Origin of the sequence: Parageobacillus sp. KH3-4 (assembly GCF_022846435.1) — a bacterium.
Classification (GTDB): domain Bacteria; phylum Bacillota; class Bacilli; order Bacillales; family Anoxybacillaceae; genus Parageobacillus; species Parageobacillus thermoglucosidasius_A.
This window is the reverse complement of sequence record NZ_AP025627.1, coordinates 3642622-3659476: the sequence shown is the minus strand read 5'-3', so window position 1 is coordinate 3659476 and position 16855 is coordinate 3642622. Positions and strand designations below refer to the sequence as shown.

Here is a 16855-nt window from a genome sequence, read left to right as displayed (position 1 = left end):
ACATGAGCATGCATACGTTAATGCAGTACGAATGGAGCGTGATGACGCCGGAGTTGATCATTGTTGGAACGGCGCTCATTCTCTCGCTTGTCGACTTGTTGATGCCAGATGACAAAGACCGCCGTCCGCTTGCATGGATCGCCTTTATCGGAGTTGTCATTGCTTTGATCGCGACAATCGGGCTCATTCCGGCGAAAACGGCGTCGATTTTGTACGATACGTTTCGCTTGGACGCGTTCGGCAAAGCTTTTAAGCTGCTTTTATTAGCGGGAGGAGCGCTTTCGCTGTTGCTTGCGTTTGATTATCGTCCCAAAGAAGGATTAAAACACCGCGGCGAATTTTCCTATTTAATGCTCTGCGCGTTGCTCGGGGCGATGATCGTGACATCCAGCGGCGACTTGATCGCTTTATTTGTCGGGCTGGAGTTATTGTCAATTTCCTCGTACATCTTGGTAGGATTGCGGAAAACGTCGGCGCAGGCGAATGAAGCGGCGCTGAAATATGTCATTAACGGCGGTATTTCGACGGCGATGGCGCTGTTTGGGATGAGCTATATTTTTGGATTAACAGGCACGACGAATATAAAAGAAATCGCTGTGGAAGCACAGAAGTTAACCGATGGCGGATACCAGTATATTTTGGCGCTTGCGTTCTTGCTGCTTTTGGTCAGTTTAGCGTTTAAAATTTCGACTGTGCCGTTCCATATGTGGACACCGGACGTCTATCAAGGAGCACCGACCCCAGTTACCGCGTTTTTAAGCGTCGTTTCCAAAACGGCGGGCTTTGCCATCGTCTTGCGGCTGTTTATCACGATTTTTGCCACGGCGCCGGCGCGAGGAAAAGATCCGTCATCGATGTTATTGTCGATGCAAGATTATATTGCCTTTTTAGCCGGCGTGACGATGATCGTGGGGAATACCGTTGCCTTAAAGCAGCGGAGCGTGAAGCGGCTGTTGGCATATTCGAGCATTGCCCACGCCGGGAACGTTCTTGTCGGGTTCGCCGCGATGTCATGGGTGATGATCGATTCGATTTGGTTTTATTTGCTGGCGTATTTGCTGATGAATCTTGGCGCGTTTGCGATATTACAGCGAATGTCTGATGAAACTGATTCTGACGATATCAGCCGCTTCGCCGGCCTTTATCAGCGAAACCCGCTTCTTGCTGTTGCGATGGGAGTTTTCTTGCTGTCGCTTGCCGGCATTCCCGGTACGGCCGGCTTCATTGCAAAATGGAACATTTTCCTCGGGGCGCTCATGACTGAGCCGGGCCACTATGTGCTTGCGGCGGTGATGATCGCCACAACCGTTATATCGTATGTATACTATTTCGGTATTTTTGCGCAAATCTTTTTCCGTCCCGCCGCTGAAACGTCATCGTTGAGACTGCCGATTGGGCTGGCGCTCGTTGTCGCCGTTTGCGCGCTTGGAACGTTGCTGTTCGGCATCGTTCCGGGGCTGGCTTATCATTTTCTCGGACAATTCGAGCATTTTGGCGATTTTCTTCAATAACGTTACAATAAAGAAGGGGGATTTCCCCCTTCTTCTATTTGTGAGTAGATCGCAACATATCGCTGCGAATCAAAAGAAAGGAGCGAAAACGATGATGCCCATGCTCGGTCAACAAGCGTTAGTCAGCATCATTGTCCATCTCGTGTTTATCGCGATTACATGGTGGACGCTGCAAGGAGTACGCCTTGAAGCGATATTAAGGCCAAATCGCGTATTTCAAGGACGACTGCTTTACATTTTATTAACGATCATGATCGGTTCAACGGTCGCCAACTTTTTTCTCGACTATCTATCATGGTCAAAACAGCTTCCGTTTTTGTTTGGCGGCGAGTAATGCCATATTACTCGCTTTTTCCACGTTTTATAGAAAGCGTTTTCATTTTTGTTTTTGTCGATTTTTTTTATGTATGTTCACTTCCGATCTGGCAACAATAACAGTTAAGGAGAGGAAGTGAAACGGATATGAAAAAACAAGCGCATCCCTTCATTTTTTTATTGGTGTTGTTATTTATTATGGTCGTTGGAACGTGCCGATATTCATCCGGAGAAGCGGCGGGGAACGAATCCCTTCAGACATTGCGAACGATCGCGCGTGTTTTTCACAACAATGGAATCGAGCCGAAACAATGGACCGTTTACACAAGAGAGTATTCCCGGCAAATTCAAAATGATGCGGCCTTTTTTCAAAAGCTAGATGAACTAAAGAGGGAGAACCACGCTTTTCGCTGGTCTTTCGAGGTAGCCCGCCATATGAAAAAAGCAACGGGCATATATAAACGCCCCTTTTTTCAAGAAAAAATTCAACTCATCATGACCGCCACAAAAGACAAGCCCCAAACGTATATTCTCTATGAAGTCAAAGGACTACATTGGAGCGAAAAGATAGGGGAAGAAGCGACTAAAGCGATAGAGAAAAAATCGAATCAATTATTTGTGAAGCAGCCTACATTTTTCACTTGTATGAATGGGGAATTCAGTGGTAATATGAAAGGTGGTTTGTTCCATAATGCTTTACATCTTTTACGTGAATTTCAAGCAACGCCAGTCGAGTCATTACAGGAAGAGTCACTCGTTTCCTTGTCTGCATATACTGAGCAGTGGGAAAGCGTTCTTCTAACTAATGATCATCCAATGAACATTCAACTTGCATTGCGAGAAAGATTGGGCGGGAAGACCTCTATCGTCGTAGGAACCCCAATCATTACGATTGAATATTAATATAGAGAAATTGGACGCGGAGGGGAATACCTTGGAAAAGATCATCGTCCGTGGCGGAAAACGGTTGAGCGGCACCGTGAAAGTGGAAGGAGCGAAAAATGCCGTTTTGCCTGTAATCGCCGCAACGCTATTAGCCAGTAAAGGAAAAAGTATTATTCATGATGTGCCTGCTCTTTCCGATGTATATACAATCAGCGAAGTGTTGCGCTATTTAGGCGCAGATGTAAAGATAGTAGGAAACACAATTACTGTCGACGCGTCACAAGATTTAAAATTGGAAGCGCCGTTTGAATATGTGCGAAAAATGCGGGCTTCCGTTCTTGTGATGGGGTCGTTGCTCGCCAGAAACGGTCGGGCCCGCGTCGCGCTACCTGGAGGCTGTGCGATCGGTTCGCGCCCAATTGACCAACATTTAAAAGGATTTGAAGCGATGGGGGCTTCCGTGAAAGTCGGCAACGGATTTATTGATGCTGAAGTAAAAGGAAAATTGCGAGGCGCGAAAATTTATTTAGATTTTCCAAGCGTTGGGGCAACAGAAAATATTATGATGGCGGCGGTTTTAGCGGAAGGCACCACCGTCATTGAAAACTGCGCGAAAGAACCGGAAATCGTCGACTTAGCCAACTTTTTAAACGCGATGGGAGCGAAAGTGCGCGGGGCTGGGACCGGCACGATTCGCATCGAAGGAGTAGACGAGTTGACTGGGACCTCTCATACAGTCATTCCTGATCGCATTGAAGCAGGCACGTTTATGGTTGCGGCGGCAATTACAGGAGGAAACGTCTTAATACAAGGTGCTGTTCCGGAACATTTAAGTTCCTTAATTGCCAAAATGGAAGAAATGGGTGTCACCATTATCGAAGAAAAAAATGGATTGCGGGTAATCGGTCCAGAAAAATTAAAAGCGGTGGATATTAAAACGATGCCGTATCCAGGATTTCCAACCGACATGCAATCGCAAATGATGGCGCTGTTGCTAAAGGCAGAAGGAACGAGCATGGTGACAGAAACGGTGTTTGAAAACCGCTTTATGCATGTCGAAGAATTTCGTCGCATGAACGCGGATATTAAAATCGAAGGCCGTTCTGTCATTATTAACGGTCCTTGTAATTTGCAAGGCGCGGAAGTGGCTGCGACGGATTTGCGGGCCGCGGCGGCGTTGATTTTAGCCGGCTTGGCGGCGGAAGGCTACACGCGCGTGACCGAACTCCGACATCTCGACCGCGGATATGTTCGCTTTCATGAGAAATTGGCGGCGCTCGGTGCCGACATCGTGCGCGTCAATGATGAAAGCGAAGCGGCGGTGGAGAGCGTAAAAGTGAAGGATCTCAACGCATAAGAATAAAAACGACCGTCAACTACATACGTAGTGAATGGTCGTTTTTATTTTTTAACATTTGCAAAAGAAATGTGTTGTTGCCGCATTATCTGGGCGCTTTCTGTTTTGCAAGTGCAAAAAAGGCGGAAAACGCATGAATCGTTTACGTTTTTTTATTGGGTAAAATTTCGCTCCTAGTTCGGTGCACTTAAGTTTCTGGAAAATAAAACCGCTTTTTGCCGTTTCTTTTTACACAAATCCCCGCACCTCAATCTATCATCGTTCTCCCATGCTTGCGCGCGGCGGAAGAATGCTTGATGCAAAAAGAAGTTGTCATATATACTTGTCCGAGCCCATAACTATATAACGAAGCAACGCAGCGCCTCCTAAGGCGCAAGCGTACGCGAATAGGGAACTGGTTGAAGCTTGTGCACGAAAAATTCATATTGGAGGCTCGGGCTATATGAAACGGATAAAACCACTTATCGTGCTTCTTTCCTTTTTATTTGTCGTCGTATTGCTCATTCCAACGGTATTAGTTGTTCCATTCAACGACCGCGAAATGGGGAATTTGGCTGAAGAGCTTCGCGAGCGAGGGGCAGCGCAAAGCGCAAAAGCGAAGGAAAACGGACCGGATGTGGAAGTGGCAGTATACCGCAGTAAAGAAAGGCGGATCGAGCGGATTCCACTCGAACAATATGTCGTCGGCGTCGTCGCGGCGGAAATGCCGGCCGAATTTGAACTAGAAGCATTGAAGGCACAAGCGCTTACCGCCAGAACGTACATTGTCAAGCAATTATTAAACGATCAGCCAATCAGCCTCCCAAAAGGGGCGAATGTAACCGATACCGTCATGCATCAAGTGTATTATAGCGATGATGAATTGAAACGTCTATGGGGCAGCGATTATGAATGGAAAATAAAGAAGATTACGGAAGCGGTGCAGGCGACGCGCGGGCAAATTTTAACATACGGCAATCGGCCGATTGAAGCGTCGTTTTTTTCGACAAGCAACGGTTTTACCGAAAATTCCGAAGCGTATTGGGAAAACGAATTCCCGTATTTGAAAAGCGTCGCTAGCCCGTGGGATGAACAATCGCCGAAATTTTACCACCGAAAAGTAATGTCGGTCGCCGAATTTGAACGAAAGCTAGGAGTCAATCTTCCGAAAGACGGTTCTGTCGGTATCGTTCTATCACGCACGCCGGGAAAGCGCGTCGATGTTGTGGAGATTAACGGAAAAAAAATAAAAGGAAGGGAAGTACGGGAAAAATTAGGTTTAACATCGACCGATTTCACGTGGGTGAGAAAAGGCGATGAGATCGTCATTACGACAAAAGGATACGGGCATGGCGTCGGCATGAGCCAATACGGCGCCAATTTCATGGCGAAACAAGGGAAGACGTACGACCAAATCGTCAAATATTATTACCGGGGTGTCGACATTTCCTCCGCGACCGCTTTTTTAAATCAGCTGACCGTGAAAAAATAGAGGCAGGCGCCTCTGTTTTTTTGTATAAAATGGTTCGTTTTTTCAAAAAATAAACGAAAAAAATTATTTTTGCGCGTATATATTTTCCTCTTTCTGTTCAAAATGGTTGCTGAGGTGATGAACATGAAAGAGGAAGAAAAGAAACAAATTTCTCCAAAAAAACTAAGTTTGCATCGTTTGTTCAGAAAGCGTTGGGTATTTCCGGCGATTTATTTAACATGTGCCGCTCTCGTTTTGGCAGGAGCGTTTTGGTTCCAAAACAAGCAAGATGAAAAACCTAGAAAAGACGAGTACAGATACGGCCAAACGGGCATGTCGCGGCAAAACGAGCCGGCCGTTCCAGTGAACGAAGCGGTGGAAAACTTTGCGATGCCGGTTCTTGATCCAAATTCCGTGGAAATCAAAACACCGTTCTACGATTACAACGCGTCCGAAGAAGAACAGGAAGCAGCTCTCGTCTTTTATGATCATACGTATCATCCAAACCGCGGAATCGATATCGTGCGGAAAGACGGCAAAACGTTTGATGTCACCGCTTCATTAAGCGGCACGGTAACAAAAGCGGAAAAAGACCCGATTTTAGGTCATGTCGTCGAAATCGACCATGGAAACGGCGTTGTCACCGTTTACCAATCACTTGCTGACGCGAAAGTGAAAGCCGGCGATGAGGTAAAACAAGGGGAAGTGATCGGAAAAGCGGGACAAAGCCAATTTAACCAAGAAGCAGGTATTCATGCGCACTTTGAAATCCGCAAAGACGATAAGCCGGTCAACCCGATTGATTACATTGACAAACCGCTCACTGCCCTAACGAAGCAAAAAACCGGAAATGAAACCGAGCCTGAACAAAACGATGCAGCGTCCACCGATGAACAAACGAAAGAAAACGAACCATCTTCATCTGATGAACAAAGCCAGTTGAATGAAGAAGCGCCATCAGTGGAGCAGCCAACCGATGAAGACGCAACGACGCCAAGCGATGAACAATCTTACAAAACGCCGGATGCCTCGATTGGCATGGCAAGAGCGTGATGAACGATCGCCTGTTTTCTTCCTTAATCGAGAAGGAGGGAAGCGGGCGATTTTTTTACGAAAAACGGAAAAGGAAAAAATGTTTCGGAAAGCGAATAAATATAGCGATATATGAACTAGCGCAAGGGAGGGGAATGCGATGGACTACTTGCATTATCCATATCCGTCGCGGCGGATGACGACGTTCGCGGCGAACGGAATGGTGGCGGCGTCACAGCCGCTGGCGGCGCAGGCTGGTTTGGAGATGCTAAAAAAAGGCGGAAATGCTATTGACGCGGCGATTGCGACCGCCGCCTGCCTGACGGTGGTAGAGCCAACCTCGAACGGCATCGGCGGCGACGCGTTCGCGATTGTCTGGACAAATGGCAAGCTGTATGGATTAAATGCCAGCGGCTATTCGCCAAAGTCGATTTCGATCGAAGCGGTAAGAGAGCGGGGATATACCGAAATTCCAAAACACGGCTGGATTCCGGTTACCGTTCCCGGCGCGCCGGCGGCTTGGGCGGCGCTGTCGAAGCGATTCGGGAAGCTGCCGCTGATCGAAGTGCTAAAGCCGGCGATAGAATACGCGGAAAACGGCTATCCGGTGTCACCAACGTTAGGGAAGTACTGGCAGGCCGCATTTCAAACGTATCAAAAAGTGTTAAAAGGCCTGGAGTTTTCCAGTTGGTTTGCGACGTTCGCGCCAAACGGGCGCGCGCCGAAAATCGGGGAAATATGGGCGTCCAAAGCGCACGCGGAAACGCTTCGCTTAATCGCGGAAACGAATGCGGAAAGTTTTTATCGTGGGGAATTGGCGGAAAAAATTGCGGCGTACTCTAAAAAATACAACGGCTTTTTGGATATCGACGATTTAGCGGAATACGAAGTAGAATGGGTCGAACCGATTTCCGTTCATTATCGCGGTTATGATGTATGGGAAATTCCGCCGAACGGCCAAGGGCTTGTCGCGTTAATGGCATTGAACATCATGAAAGGGTTTGCCGTTCCGGAAGCGCCGACGACCGAGACATACCACCGGCAAATCGAGGCGATGAAACTGGCGTTTGCTGACGGACAGGCGTATATTACGGACCGCAAGCATATGGAGCATCGTGTCGAGGAATTGCTGTCCGAGCCGTTTGCTGAAATGAGGCGGTCGCTGATTGGCAAAGAAGCATTGCTTCCAAAGCCGGGAACGCCGCCAAAAGGCGGCACGGTTTATTTGGCGGCAGCGGACGGCGACGGCAATATGGTGTCTTTCATTCAAAGCAACTACATGGGGTTTGGCTCGGGATTAGTTGTGCCGGACACCGGCATCGCCCTGCAAAACCGCGGGCATAATTTCTCCTTTGATGAAAATCATGTCAACAGGTTGGCGCCGCGGAAAAAACCATACCATACGATCATTCCGGGGTTTTTAACAAAAGGAAACGAGCCGGTTGGGCCGTTCGGCGTCATGGGCGGGTTCATGCAGCCGCAAGGGCATTTGCAAGTCGTGATGAACACGATCGACTTCCATCTCAATCCGCAAGCGGCGCTCGATGCGCCAAGATGGCAATGGGTGGAAGGCAAAAAAGTGCTCGTCGAACATCATTTTCCTCATCATATCGCCCAAGCGCTGGCACGAAAAGGGCACGAGATCCATGTTTCCCTTGATGCGGGAACATTCGGGCGCGGTCAAATTATTTGGCGCGATCCGAACACCGGAGTGCTCATCGGCGGAACGGAACCGCGCACCGATGGAACGATCGCAGCATGGTAAGGGGATGAAACACATGAACCAACTTCAATTATTTCTCGCTTTTTTTGGATACATACGGGGGAGGTCCGTCGGCGCTTCCCCTTGTTCATCAAGAAGTCGCCAAACGGTATAAATGAATGAGCGATTATGAGTTCGCGGACATATTAGCGCTGGCGAACGCCCTTCCCGGACCGAGCGCGACAAAACTTGCTGGCTATATCAGCTACCAGCAAGGAGGGACCGGAATGTTTGCTTCTGTCGCCCCTTCGCTTGCGGCCATGATTGCTTTGCTGCAACTTGTATATAAATTTAAAGATTCTCCAAAAGTAAAGCAGATGACGAACTACATACGCCCGGCTGTCGCGTGTTGCCCGCGATGATGATGATCGACTTTTCATGGCTTCCTACTGTAGCGCGGAAATATTGCCTACGCTATTTCTGCTTGTCGCGAATTTTCAGTTATGGAAAAATGGAAAATACACCTTAGCTTACGCTATTACATTATGGTTAGTAATGGAGCGTTTTTTATCCTAAAATAAAAACGAAACCTGCCTTGTTGGAAAAGGCAGGTTTGTTCACGTTTAATCCACTGTAAACGTAATCACCGCTTTGGCGTTTGGCCAGTTTTTATCCGCAAGCCACCACTCGAGCTTGTATTTTCCTTTTGGTAGATTAGAAAATGTTTCCTGAAAAACGAGCGATTCCCCTTGTTTTAACAGGCGCTCCTCGTAAATTTGCGTAAACAGTTTTCCTTCGCTGAACTGCTTCACTTTTTTCCCGTCGCGGTACAAAATGTAGTCATATTTTTTTCCGCTCGTAAACGTCACCGTTTGCACGCGTTCAGTTTGGTTTTTTACTGTGAACGTGACTACGTAGTTTCTGCCTTTTTTCTCATATGTTAATGACGGCTCAAGTGTCCCGGCGATAATTCCACGCTCTGCTTGCGGTTTTGTTTGCGAAGCATCGTCTTTTGCCTTTGGTTGCTCTCCGCTGTTCGAGGTAAAAAGCATGCTAACGGCTGCCGCTCCCGCGATCATGCTCACAAGCCCGATCGTCCGCCCTTTTCCCATCATCGTTTCCCCCCTTTCATCTATGTTTATTATAGCCGTTCCCCTTTTTCATCTTGTTACAAGAAACGAAAAAATGATGAAAAATCCTTGTCCTCCTTGATATTTCTGGTATATATGCCCGATTTGTCTAATAAAATGTTACAAATTGAACAACAACGAGAGTGTTTGAGGTGGGGATCGTTCATAACGGCACGGACGCAAGTTCTAGATGCTTCCAAAATGCACAAGCAGAAGAAATTTTTATCATACGCGAGGCGAGTCTCATTTCACACTCCTCACATCCAACTTAGGGAGGGCGAGTGGTGTGCACGATTACATCAAAGAGCGTACGATCAAGATTGGGAAGTACATCGTGGAGACGAGGAAAACCGTTCGCGTGATCGCGAAAGAATTTGGCGTTTCCAAAAGTACGGTTCATAAAGATTTGACAGAGCGGCTTCCAGAGATCAATCCGGAGCTGGCGCAAGAAGTCAAACAAATTCTCGATTATCATAAATCGATTCGCCATTTGCGCGGCGGGGAAGCGACGAAGAAAAAATATAAAAAACAAACCATCAAAAATAACTAAGTTTTCTTCCTTGCGTCATCCTTTCGTCGCAAAAATAGTATCATTCTCTTAATGCGATATGGTAAAATAATCAAATAGGAATGATTCGAGGGCAGAGGCAAGGAGGATTATATATGTTTTCGAGGGATATTGGAATTGATTTGGGAACGGCGAACGTACTCATTTTCGTCAAGGGAAAAGGGATCGTGTTAAATGAACCGTCTGTCGTCGCCATTGATAAAAACACGAACAAAGTGCTGGCTGTCGGCGAAGAAGCGAGGCGAATGGTAGGGCGTACTCCTGGGAATATCGTTGCCATTCGGCCGCTCAAAGACGGGGTAATCGCCGATTTCGACGTTACAGAAGCCATGTTGAAACATTTTTTAAGCAAGCTTGATGTCAAAGGTTTTTTCGCCAAACCGCGCATTTTAATTTGCTGCCCGACGAATACGACCTCCGTTGAACGGAAAGCGATTAAAGAGGCGGCGGAAAAAAGCGGCGGCAAAAAAGTATATTTGGAAGAAGAGCCGAAAGTAGCGGCCATTGGCGCCGGAATGGACATTTTCCAGCCGTGCGGGAACATGGTGGTCGATATTGGCGGTGGCACGACTGATGTCGCTGTCCTCTCGATGGGGGACATTGTCACCGCCTCCTCCATTAAAATGGCTGGGGACAAGTTTGATATGGAAATTTTGAATTACATTAAGCGGGAATATAAGCTTTTAATCGGAGAACGAACCGCGGAAGAGATCAAAATTAAAGTTGCAACTGTATTCCCAGGCGCACGCGATGAGGAAATTGATATTCGGGGCCGCGATCTTGTCACGGGCTTGCCGCGCACGATCACGGTCCGTTCCGCGGAAATTGAAAAGGCGCTGCGCGAATCGGTTGCGATGATTGTACAAGCCGCCAAAAGTGTATTAGAGCGCACTCCGCCGGAATTGTCGGCGGATATTATCGACCGCGGCGTCATTTTAACCGGCGGCGGCGCGCTGTTGCACGGCATTGACCAATTGCTTGCCGAAGAACTGAAAGTGCCGGTGTTGGTCGCGGAAAACCCGATGGACTGCGTTGCGCTCGGAACGGGAATGATGCTGGAAAACATTGATCGCGCACCAAAGCAAAATTCGGTGTAGCTTTTTCAATGAACAAAGCGGATGGATGACGGGAAAGCGCCTATTCCTTTTCGCCCCAATGCCTTATAATGAAAATAAAATGATAGCAATGCGTGACCATAAGTGAGGTGACTGCCTTGTTGCGAGGATTTTATACGGCGGCCAGCGGCATGATGGCCCAGCAGCGCCGCGTCGAGATGCTGACAAACAATATCGCCAACGCCAATACGCCTGGATATAAAGCCGACCAAGCGGCGTTGCGTGCATTTCCGGAATTGCTTCTTTCTCGTTTGGACGAAACGACTGTACCGACGAAAGAAGCGCCGCGTTCATTTCCGTTCAGCGCCGCGGTTGGCTCGATCAATACCGGCGTTTATACGCAAGAACTCATCCCGAACTTTCGCCAAGGGGACATCAAAGAAACGGGGCGGCCGACCGACATCGCCCTTATTAACGGGACGCTCCCGGATGCTACGGGAACGCTGTTTTTCGTTGTGCAAAACGAAAACGGTGATATTCGCTATACGAGAAACGGCAATTTTACTATGAATCCGCAAGGCTTTTTAACGACCAGCGACGGATGGTATGTGCTGGATGAAAATGGGCGGCGCATCGAGCTGCCAAGCGAGGATTTCACCGTGAACGCTGACGGAACGATCATCGCGAACAATAACCGCATCGCCAGAATCAACATCGCTTTTGCGGCGAATCCGAACATGCTTGTCAAAGAAGGCAACGGCTTATTCCGCAGCAATACCGGCGTCTTGCCGAGCGCACTGAACAACCTGAACATTACGTACACGCTCAAACAGGGATTTGTGGAGCGATCCAACGTCGACCTCAACCGCGCGATGACGGAAATGCTCTCTGCCTACCGCGCTTTTGAAGCGAACCAAAAAATTGTACAAGCGTATGATAAAAGCATGGATAAGGCCGTGAACGAAGTCGGCCGGCTCAAATAACGAGTAGGGGGATATGCACGTGTTACGTTCAATGATTACCGCCGCCAATACGATGGCGCAGCTTCAACAACAGCTCGACGTCATTAGCAACAACATCGCCAACAGCAACACGACCGGATTTAAACGGCGCGAAACGAACTTCAGCGAACTGCTTGCCCAACAGTTTGCGGATTTGCCGCGTGACGAGGCGCCACGCCTTACCCCAAACGGCTTGCGGTACGGCGTCGGGGCGCGCCTTGCCGAAACAAACATCGTACTCAAGCAAGGGGCGATCATGAAAACAGACCGTCCTTTAGATGTCGCGCTGACGAAAGAAGGACAGTTTTTCCGCGTGCTTATCCAAGGAGAAAACGGCACGCAAGAAATTGGCTACACAAGAGCTGGCGAGTTTCATTTGACCCCGTCTGCCGGAAATCCAAACATGCTCATGCTTGTCACAAGCGATGGCAATCCAGTGCTTGACGAAAACAACGCGCCGATTTGGATCCCTAATGGCTATAAGGACATCGCGATTTCCAATAACGGCACGATTGCCGTTACCGCTCCCGACGGCCGAATCATGAGAAGAGTAAACATCGGCGTGACGACGATATTGCGTCCGCAGTTGCTGCGGTCGGTCGGCGATAATATATTGGCACTTCCGAATTTAAACGCGCTGAACGTCAATGCGGCCGATGTGGCGGTAAACATGATTGGCAATTTGCGCGCACAAATCGGTATGACGCAAGGTGCGCTTGAGCAGTCGAACGTCGATCTTGGAACGGAGTTGACCGACATGATGATCACCGAGCGTTCGTACCAACTAAACGCCCGCTCGATCTCGATTTCCGACCAAATGCTCGGTTTAATTAACGGAATCCGTTCATCGTAAGGGGACGCTCATAATGGATGAACAGCACCTAGAGGAAAAAGAGCATAACAAAGAAAAAGCAAGCACAGCGCGCCGCCGCAGATTTCAGCGCACCCGCCTCATTCCGATTTGGCTCCGCCTTCTTATTGTTCTCGCGTTAATGGCCGCCAGCCTTGCCGCTGGCTTGACGATCGGCTATGGCGTGATCGGCGACGGAAAGCCGCTCGATGTTTTTAAACGATCAACATGGCAGCACATCATTGACTTTGTCGAGAAAAAATAACACGGCAAACACGGAAAGGAGACGATTTATGCTCGATAGCCAACAAATTCAGGCGATCATTCCGCATCGCTATCCGTTTTTATTAGTCGACCGCATCCTCGAAATCGAAGACGGAAAGCGCGCCGTCGGCATTAAAAACGTGAGCGTCAACGAACCGTTTTTCATCGGGCATTTTCCTGAGTACCCTGTCATGCCTGGTGTCTTAATCGTCGAGGCATTGGCGCAAGTCGGCGCCGTCGCGATGCTGAAAAAGGAAGAAAACCGCGGCCGCCTCGCTTTCTTCGCTGGCATCGACAACTGCCGCTTTAAAAAGCAAGTGAAGCCGGGTGACCAGCTCCGACTCGAAGTCGAGATCATCCGCGCAAAAGGCTCTGTCGGCAAAGGAAAAGGCGTCGCTACCGTTGCCGGCGAACTTGTCTGCGAAGCGGAAATCATGTTCGCGCTTGGCGACAAAAAAGAGGAGTGATCCCCTTTCGTTTGGAAAGGGGGTTACTAAAGATAAGGTGACTAAGGGAAGGAGGAAAAACAGTAGAGCGGGTGCTGGAACAAATTCTTCGTGAATGAAAAAATGCGGTTGGATCAAACAAGGACAACGGCAATTTGGAATCCGATGCTCGCCAGCGTACTGTTTCAGAACTTCGGAAAGATCAAAATTAGGTTGGACAAACTGTCGGCAAGCTTTCGAATGCCTCATCGATCAGCTCCTTATTTTGAATAAAATTCCCCGGCATATCGATGAACGATATGGGAATAACAGTGCTGCGAACGGATGATAGAAGCCCTCTCGTATCGTTCCCTCGCGCAAGAAATGCAAACCATGACACAGCAATCGTAAAATCATGCATGAAATTCTCCTTTCTGGGAAATATAAGCAAGGACCGGTCTTTACATAAGGCCACCAATATTCACGGAAAGGAGAAAAAACGATGACGAAGAAAAAATTGCTTTTGCTTAAGCTGTTCGGCGCTTTTGTCGCGATTGTCGTTGCGACAGGCTGCAACGCTAATAACGACGACGACAACCAAAATCCGCCGCCGCCAAACAACAACGTTGATCAAAACGACATCAACGATCAAGATATGAATCCGGCGGATGACATTAACCAAAACGATGACGCCGACAACGATATGAATAATAACGGCGACCTCAATGACAATAAAGACAATCGGCTAGCGCCGGGAAACGACACTAACAACGGGCCTGGCGACGATGAAAACGACGCCGTTCCTGATCGTGAAGATCCGATCGAAGACCCGCAAGACGCAAACGACAGAGATAACAAAGACGAATAAACGCAACAAGGCTGCCTCGCAACAGCGCAGGCAGCCTTGTTATATTGGCAAAGACAGATCAGGAATTATTCTGAATCAGAAATCTGAATGAGATGATTGTAGTAAATTGGTAAATTACTTGCTGAACAATAGCACTTCATTTTTCCAATAAGATGTGTTTTGTTACGATGTTGTTGTCAATTCCAAATGCTCTTTTAATTTGTTCGAAACGGCGAGTCTTTCTGCTTCCGGGACAAGCAAGTAATAAGTCCCGCCAATCATCTTCCCTTTTCCAGTAATATAAAGCTGCTCGATGTGGTGGCGCGCTTCTTTATAGTTGGCTTGAATCTCTTTCATTTCGTCAAACGTTAAATTCGTTTTCATATTTTTCCCGATCGCCGTCAACACATCACCGTAATTGGCAAGCGAAGAAAAGCTTGCCCCTTTTTCGATGATCGCTTGAATAATTTGTTTCTGGCGATCCTGTCGGCCAAAATCACCGCGCGGATCATCGTAGCGCATGCGTGAATATTTCAGCGCTTTTTCCCCGTCCAGCGTGATTTTTCCTTTTGGAAAATGCGTTCCTTCATACGTGAACGCGAACGGGTTGTCCACCGTCACGCCGCCGACGGCATCGACGATATCGCGGAAGCTTTCCATGTTGACTTTAATATAATAGTCAATTGGAATGTCCAAAAAATGTTCGACGGTCGCCATCGTCATTTCCACGCCACCAAACGCGTACGAATGGTTAATTTTATCCTTTGTCCCTCTTCCGACGATTTCCGTGCGTGTATCGCGCGGAACGCTGACCATTTCCACTGACTTTTTCTTCGGATTGACCGTCATGACGATTAGTGAGTCGGCGCGGCCGCGGTCTCCTTTCCGCTCATCGACGCCGATTAACAAAATCGAAATCGGCGTTTTCTCTTTGACCGATACTTCCTCGTCCCGCTTTTCCGACTTCCAGTGGACATTTTCATACATTTGTTTCGCCGTTTGTTTCACGTTGTGGTAAATGGAATAGGTGAATATCCCGGCGCCGACGAGAAGAGCGGCGGCGATCCCACCAATCCAGCGGAGCCATCTTTTCTTTTTTCGACGTTTCGCTCTCATGTACAACCTTCCTTTGGTTATAATTTCGACGGACTATTAAGATTATAGAGCGTTTTTCCATGTAGTACAACAGAAAGAAAAAGGAAGCTAAGAATTTTCGCCAAACGGCGCCGTAAACTGGTGAGAAAAAGATTTTTCGGCAAAATTCAACAAAAAATGTCGATTGCTAGAACCATTGACCTATGTTAACATAATAGATGTTTAGAATTTTGAAATAGAGCATAAGGAAGGGTTGGCGATGATCGATATACATAGCCATATTTTGCCGGGTGTCGATGACGGCGCGCAAACGGTTGCTGACGCCATCGAGATGGCGCGTGAAGCGGTAAAGGAAGGGATTGCGACGATCATCGCGACTCCTCATTATAAAAACGGAAAATACGACAATGCGAAGCAGTCGATTATGGCGGCCGTAACGCGATTCAACGAAGCGATCAAACGGCACGGAATCCCGCTCACCATATTGCCGGGTCAGGAAGTCCGCATTCATGGCGATTTGTTGGAAAGTTTTGAAAAAAAGGAATTATTACCAATAGCAGGAGACAGCCAGTATTTGTTAATCGAATTTCCGTTCGACCATGTGCCGCGCTACGCCGATCGACTGTTAGTTGATTTGCAATTGAAAGGTCTTATTCCAGTTATCGCTCATCCAGAACGCAATGCAGAAATTATCGAAAATCCCGATCGGCTTTATGAGCTTGTCAAAAAAGGCGTATTGACGCAATTGACGGCTGCAAGCGTATCAGGGCATTTCGGAAAAAACATCAAAAAATTTTCCTTGCAGCTGATCGAAGCCAATTTGGCGCATTTCATTGCTTCCGATGCGCACAACACGACAAGCCGCCCGTTCCGCTTGCAGGAAGCGTATGATGTCATTGACCACGAATTCGGCATCAATGCCGTCTACTTCTTTCAAGAAAACGCTGAACTTCTTCTCAGCGGGCAGGCAGTTTACCGAGAAGAGCCGGAACGGATAAAAAGGAAAAAATTTTTAGGTTTATTCTAATATGTTTTATGATAATATGGTCGTCATAAAACATATTTTTCATTTTCTCTAAAATTTTATCGAATGACTGCTAATTTTCACAAACGGCGGCGGAAAATGAGGAGAAGAAAGGTCATGCGGTGGTGGCGTGTGTAAACGGATGAAATAAACCGGCCTCGTTTACATCCTATTTCCGGTGATGTCTCCTTACCGTTATCAATGGAGGCACTCGGCCATGCCGTGGGTGGGGACGATGACGGTCCTATCACCTTAGACGCCAGTCGTCGAGGGTGTGGTATGAGGGCGGGTTAGATGCTCGATTTTCACCGATTTTGAAAAAATATTTCACGGAAAGATTGATT

Annotated in this window: 19 protein-coding genes; 16 read left to right on the top strand and 3 right to left on the bottom strand. The window is 47.8% G+C overall.

Going from position 1 to position 16855, the window contains the following annotated elements; translation table 11 throughout:
- Positions 1 to 2 precede the first annotated feature (2 nt).
- The 8 genes from nuoN (at position 3) to MWM02_RS18505 (ending at position 8674) form a co-directional block, all read left to right on the top strand.
- Entirely contained in the window at positions 3 to 1511 is a 1509-nt protein-coding gene (gene nuoN / locus MWM02_RS18540) for an NADH-quinone oxidoreductase subunit NuoN (RefSeq protein WP_244402658.1), read from the top strand.
- Positions 1512 to 1602: 91 nt separating this feature from the next.
- Positions 1603 to 1845: a DUF1146 family protein gene (locus tag MWM02_RS18535; RefSeq protein ID WP_064552771.1), complete on the top strand. Its 243-nt coding sequence runs from the start codon at positions 1603 to 1605 to the stop codon at positions 1843 to 1845.
- Positions 1846 to 1973: 128 nt separating this feature from the next.
- Positions 1974 to 2729 (top strand): YwmB family TATA-box binding protein, encoded by a 756-nt coding sequence (locus tag MWM02_RS18530; RefSeq protein WP_346015924.1) that lies wholly within the window; start codon positions 1974 to 1976, stop codon positions 2727 to 2729.
- 31 nt (positions 2730 to 2760) lie between these two features.
- Entirely contained in the window at positions 2761 to 4068 is a 1308-nt protein-coding gene (murA, locus tag MWM02_RS18525; protein ID WP_064552769.1) for a UDP-N-acetylglucosamine 1-carboxyvinyltransferase, read from the top strand.
- A gap of 442 nt (positions 4069 to 4510) precedes the next feature.
- Positions 4511 to 5539 carry a stage II sporulation protein D gene (spoIID, locus tag MWM02_RS18520; protein WP_244402657.1) on the top strand — a complete coding sequence of 343 codons (1029 nt, stop codon included), beginning with the start codon at positions 4511 to 4513 and terminating at the stop codon, positions 5537 to 5539.
- 123 nt (positions 5540 to 5662) lie between these two features.
- Entirely contained in the window at positions 5663 to 6571 is a 909-nt protein-coding gene (gene spoIIQ / locus MWM02_RS18515) for a stage II sporulation protein SpoIIQ (protein ID WP_064552767.1), read from the top strand.
- 139 nt (positions 6572 to 6710) lie between these two features.
- On the top strand, positions 6711 to 8315 hold the full coding sequence (locus MWM02_RS18510; RefSeq protein WP_244402656.1) for a gamma-glutamyltransferase family protein: 1605 nt from the start codon (positions 6711 to 6713) through the stop codon (positions 8313 to 8315).
- A gap of 116 nt (positions 8316 to 8431) precedes the next feature.
- Complete coding sequence (locus MWM02_RS18505) at positions 8432 to 8674, top strand: chromate transporter (protein ID WP_099458911.1); 243 nt, start codon at positions 8432 to 8434, stop codon at positions 8672 to 8674.
- Positions 8675 to 8875: 201 nt separating this feature from the next.
- On the opposite strand, the gene MWM02_RS18500 is transcribed toward MWM02_RS18505, so the two are convergent.
- Complete coding sequence (locus MWM02_RS18500) at positions 8876 to 9364, bottom strand: BsuPI-related putative proteinase inhibitor (protein ID WP_064552765.1); 489 nt, start codon at positions 9362 to 9364, stop codon at positions 8876 to 8878.
- A gap of 304 nt (positions 9365 to 9668) precedes the next feature.
- On the opposite strand from MWM02_RS18500, the gene spoIIID reads away from it, so the two are divergent.
- The 6 genes from spoIIID to fabZ all read left to right on the top strand — a co-directional run bounded on the left by spoIIID (position 9669) and on the right by fabZ (position 13587).
- The gene (gene spoIIID, locus MWM02_RS18495; RefSeq protein ID WP_064552764.1) at positions 9669 to 9932 is read left to right on the top strand and encodes a sporulation transcriptional regulator SpoIIID; all 264 of its coding nucleotides are present in this window, start codon (positions 9669 to 9671) and stop codon (positions 9930 to 9932) included.
- Between the two features lie 113 nt (positions 9933 to 10045).
- On the top strand, positions 10046 to 11047 hold the full coding sequence (mreB, locus tag MWM02_RS18490; RefSeq protein WP_064552763.1) for a rod shape-determining protein: 1002 nt from the start codon (positions 10046 to 10048) through the stop codon (positions 11045 to 11047).
- A gap of 116 nt (positions 11048 to 11163) precedes the next feature.
- Positions 11164 to 11988, top strand: coding sequence for a flagellar hook-basal body protein (locus MWM02_RS18485; RefSeq protein ID WP_244402655.1), 825 nt, complete (start codon positions 11164 to 11166; stop codon positions 11986 to 11988).
- A gap of 19 nt (positions 11989 to 12007) precedes the next feature.
- Entirely contained in the window at positions 12008 to 12859 is an 852-nt protein-coding gene (locus MWM02_RS18480; RefSeq protein WP_064552761.1) for a flagellar hook-basal body protein, read from the top strand.
- A 13-nt stretch (positions 12860 to 12872) separates the two neighbouring features.
- Entirely contained in the window at positions 12873 to 13121 is a 249-nt protein-coding gene (locus MWM02_RS18475) for a DNA-directed RNA polymerase subunit beta (protein ID WP_064552760.1), read from the top strand.
- 28 nt (positions 13122 to 13149) lie between these two features.
- Positions 13150 to 13587, top strand: coding sequence for a 3-hydroxyacyl-ACP dehydratase FabZ (gene fabZ / locus MWM02_RS18470; RefSeq protein ID WP_064552759.1), 438 nt, complete (start codon positions 13150 to 13152; stop codon positions 13585 to 13587).
- A 187-nt stretch (positions 13588 to 13774) separates the two neighbouring features.
- Here the strand turns inward: fabZ and MWM02_RS18465 are convergent, their stop codons facing one another.
- The gene (locus MWM02_RS18465) at positions 13775 to 13966 is read right to left on the bottom strand and encodes a hypothetical protein (RefSeq protein ID WP_064552758.1); all 192 of its coding nucleotides are present in this window, start codon (positions 13964 to 13966) and stop codon (positions 13775 to 13777) included.
- Between the two features lie 81 nt (positions 13967 to 14047).
- Here MWM02_RS18465 and MWM02_RS18460 point away from each other — a divergent pair, with 81 nt between their 5' ends.
- Positions 14048 to 14413, top strand: coding sequence for a hypothetical protein (locus tag MWM02_RS18460; protein ID WP_064552757.1), 366 nt, complete (start codon positions 14048 to 14050; stop codon positions 14411 to 14413).
- A gap of 162 nt (positions 14414 to 14575) precedes the next feature.
- Here the strand turns inward: MWM02_RS18460 and tagU are convergent, their stop codons facing one another.
- A complete protein-coding gene (gene tagU / locus MWM02_RS18455) occupies positions 14576 to 15508 on the bottom strand; it encodes a polyisoprenyl-teichoic acid--peptidoglycan teichoic acid transferase TagU (RefSeq protein ID WP_064552756.1) in 933 nt (310 codons plus the stop codon).
- A gap of 238 nt (positions 15509 to 15746) precedes the next feature.
- Here tagU and MWM02_RS18450 point away from each other — a divergent pair, with 238 nt between their 5' ends.
- Positions 15747 to 16514 carry a tyrosine-protein phosphatase gene (locus MWM02_RS18450; protein ID WP_064552755.1) on the top strand — a complete coding sequence of 256 codons (768 nt, stop codon included), beginning with the start codon at positions 15747 to 15749 and terminating at the stop codon, positions 16512 to 16514.
- Positions 16515 to 16855: the final 341 nt, after the last annotated feature.

Bases quoted from the DNA above. Each gene is read 5' to 3' on its own strand.
- nuoN (WP_244402658.1), top strand. From the start codon at position 3: ATGAGCATGCATACGTTAATGCAGTACGAATGGAGCGTGATGACGCCG.
- MWM02_RS18535 (WP_064552771.1), top strand. From the start codon at position 1,603: ATGATGCCCATGCTCGGTCAACAAGCGTTAGTCAGCATCATTGTCCAT.
- MWM02_RS18530 (WP_346015924.1), top strand. From the start codon at position 1,974: ATGAAAAAACAAGCGCATCCCTTCATTTTTTTATTGGTGTTGTTATTT.
- spoIID (WP_244402657.1), top strand. From the start codon at position 4,511: ATGAAACGGATAAAACCACTTATCGTGCTTCTTTCCTTTTTATTTGTC.
- spoIIQ (WP_064552767.1), top strand. From the start codon at position 5,663: ATGAAAGAGGAAGAAAAGAAACAAATTTCTCCAAAAAAACTAAGTTTG.
- MWM02_RS18510 (WP_244402656.1), top strand. From the start codon at position 6,711: ATGGACTACTTGCATTATCCATATCCGTCGCGGCGGATGACGACGTTC.
- MWM02_RS18505 (WP_099458911.1), top strand. From the start codon at position 8,432: ATGAGCGATTATGAGTTCGCGGACATATTAGCGCTGGCGAACGCCCTT.
- MWM02_RS18500 (WP_064552765.1), bottom strand. From the start codon at position 9,364: ATGGGAAAAGGGCGGACGATCGGGCTTGTGAGCATGATCGCGGGAGCG.
- mreB (WP_064552763.1), top strand. From the start codon at position 10,046: ATGTTTTCGAGGGATATTGGAATTGATTTGGGAACGGCGAACGTACTC.
- MWM02_RS18475 (WP_064552760.1), top strand. From the start codon at position 12,873: ATGGATGAACAGCACCTAGAGGAAAAAGAGCATAACAAAGAAAAAGCA.
- fabZ (WP_064552759.1), top strand. From the start codon at position 13,150: ATGCTCGATAGCCAACAAATTCAGGCGATCATTCCGCATCGCTATCCG.
- MWM02_RS18465 (WP_064552758.1), bottom strand. From the start codon at position 13,966: ATGCATGATTTTACGATTGCTGTGTCATGGTTTGCATTTCTTGCGCGA.
- MWM02_RS18460 (WP_064552757.1), top strand. From the start codon at position 14,048: ATGACGAAGAAAAAATTGCTTTTGCTTAAGCTGTTCGGCGCTTTTGTC.
- tagU (WP_064552756.1), bottom strand. From the start codon at position 15,508: ATGAGAGCGAAACGTCGAAAAAAGAAAAGATGGCTCCGCTGGATTGGT.
- MWM02_RS18450 (WP_064552755.1), top strand. From the start codon at position 15,747: ATGATCGATATACATAGCCATATTTTGCCGGGTGTCGATGACGGCGCG.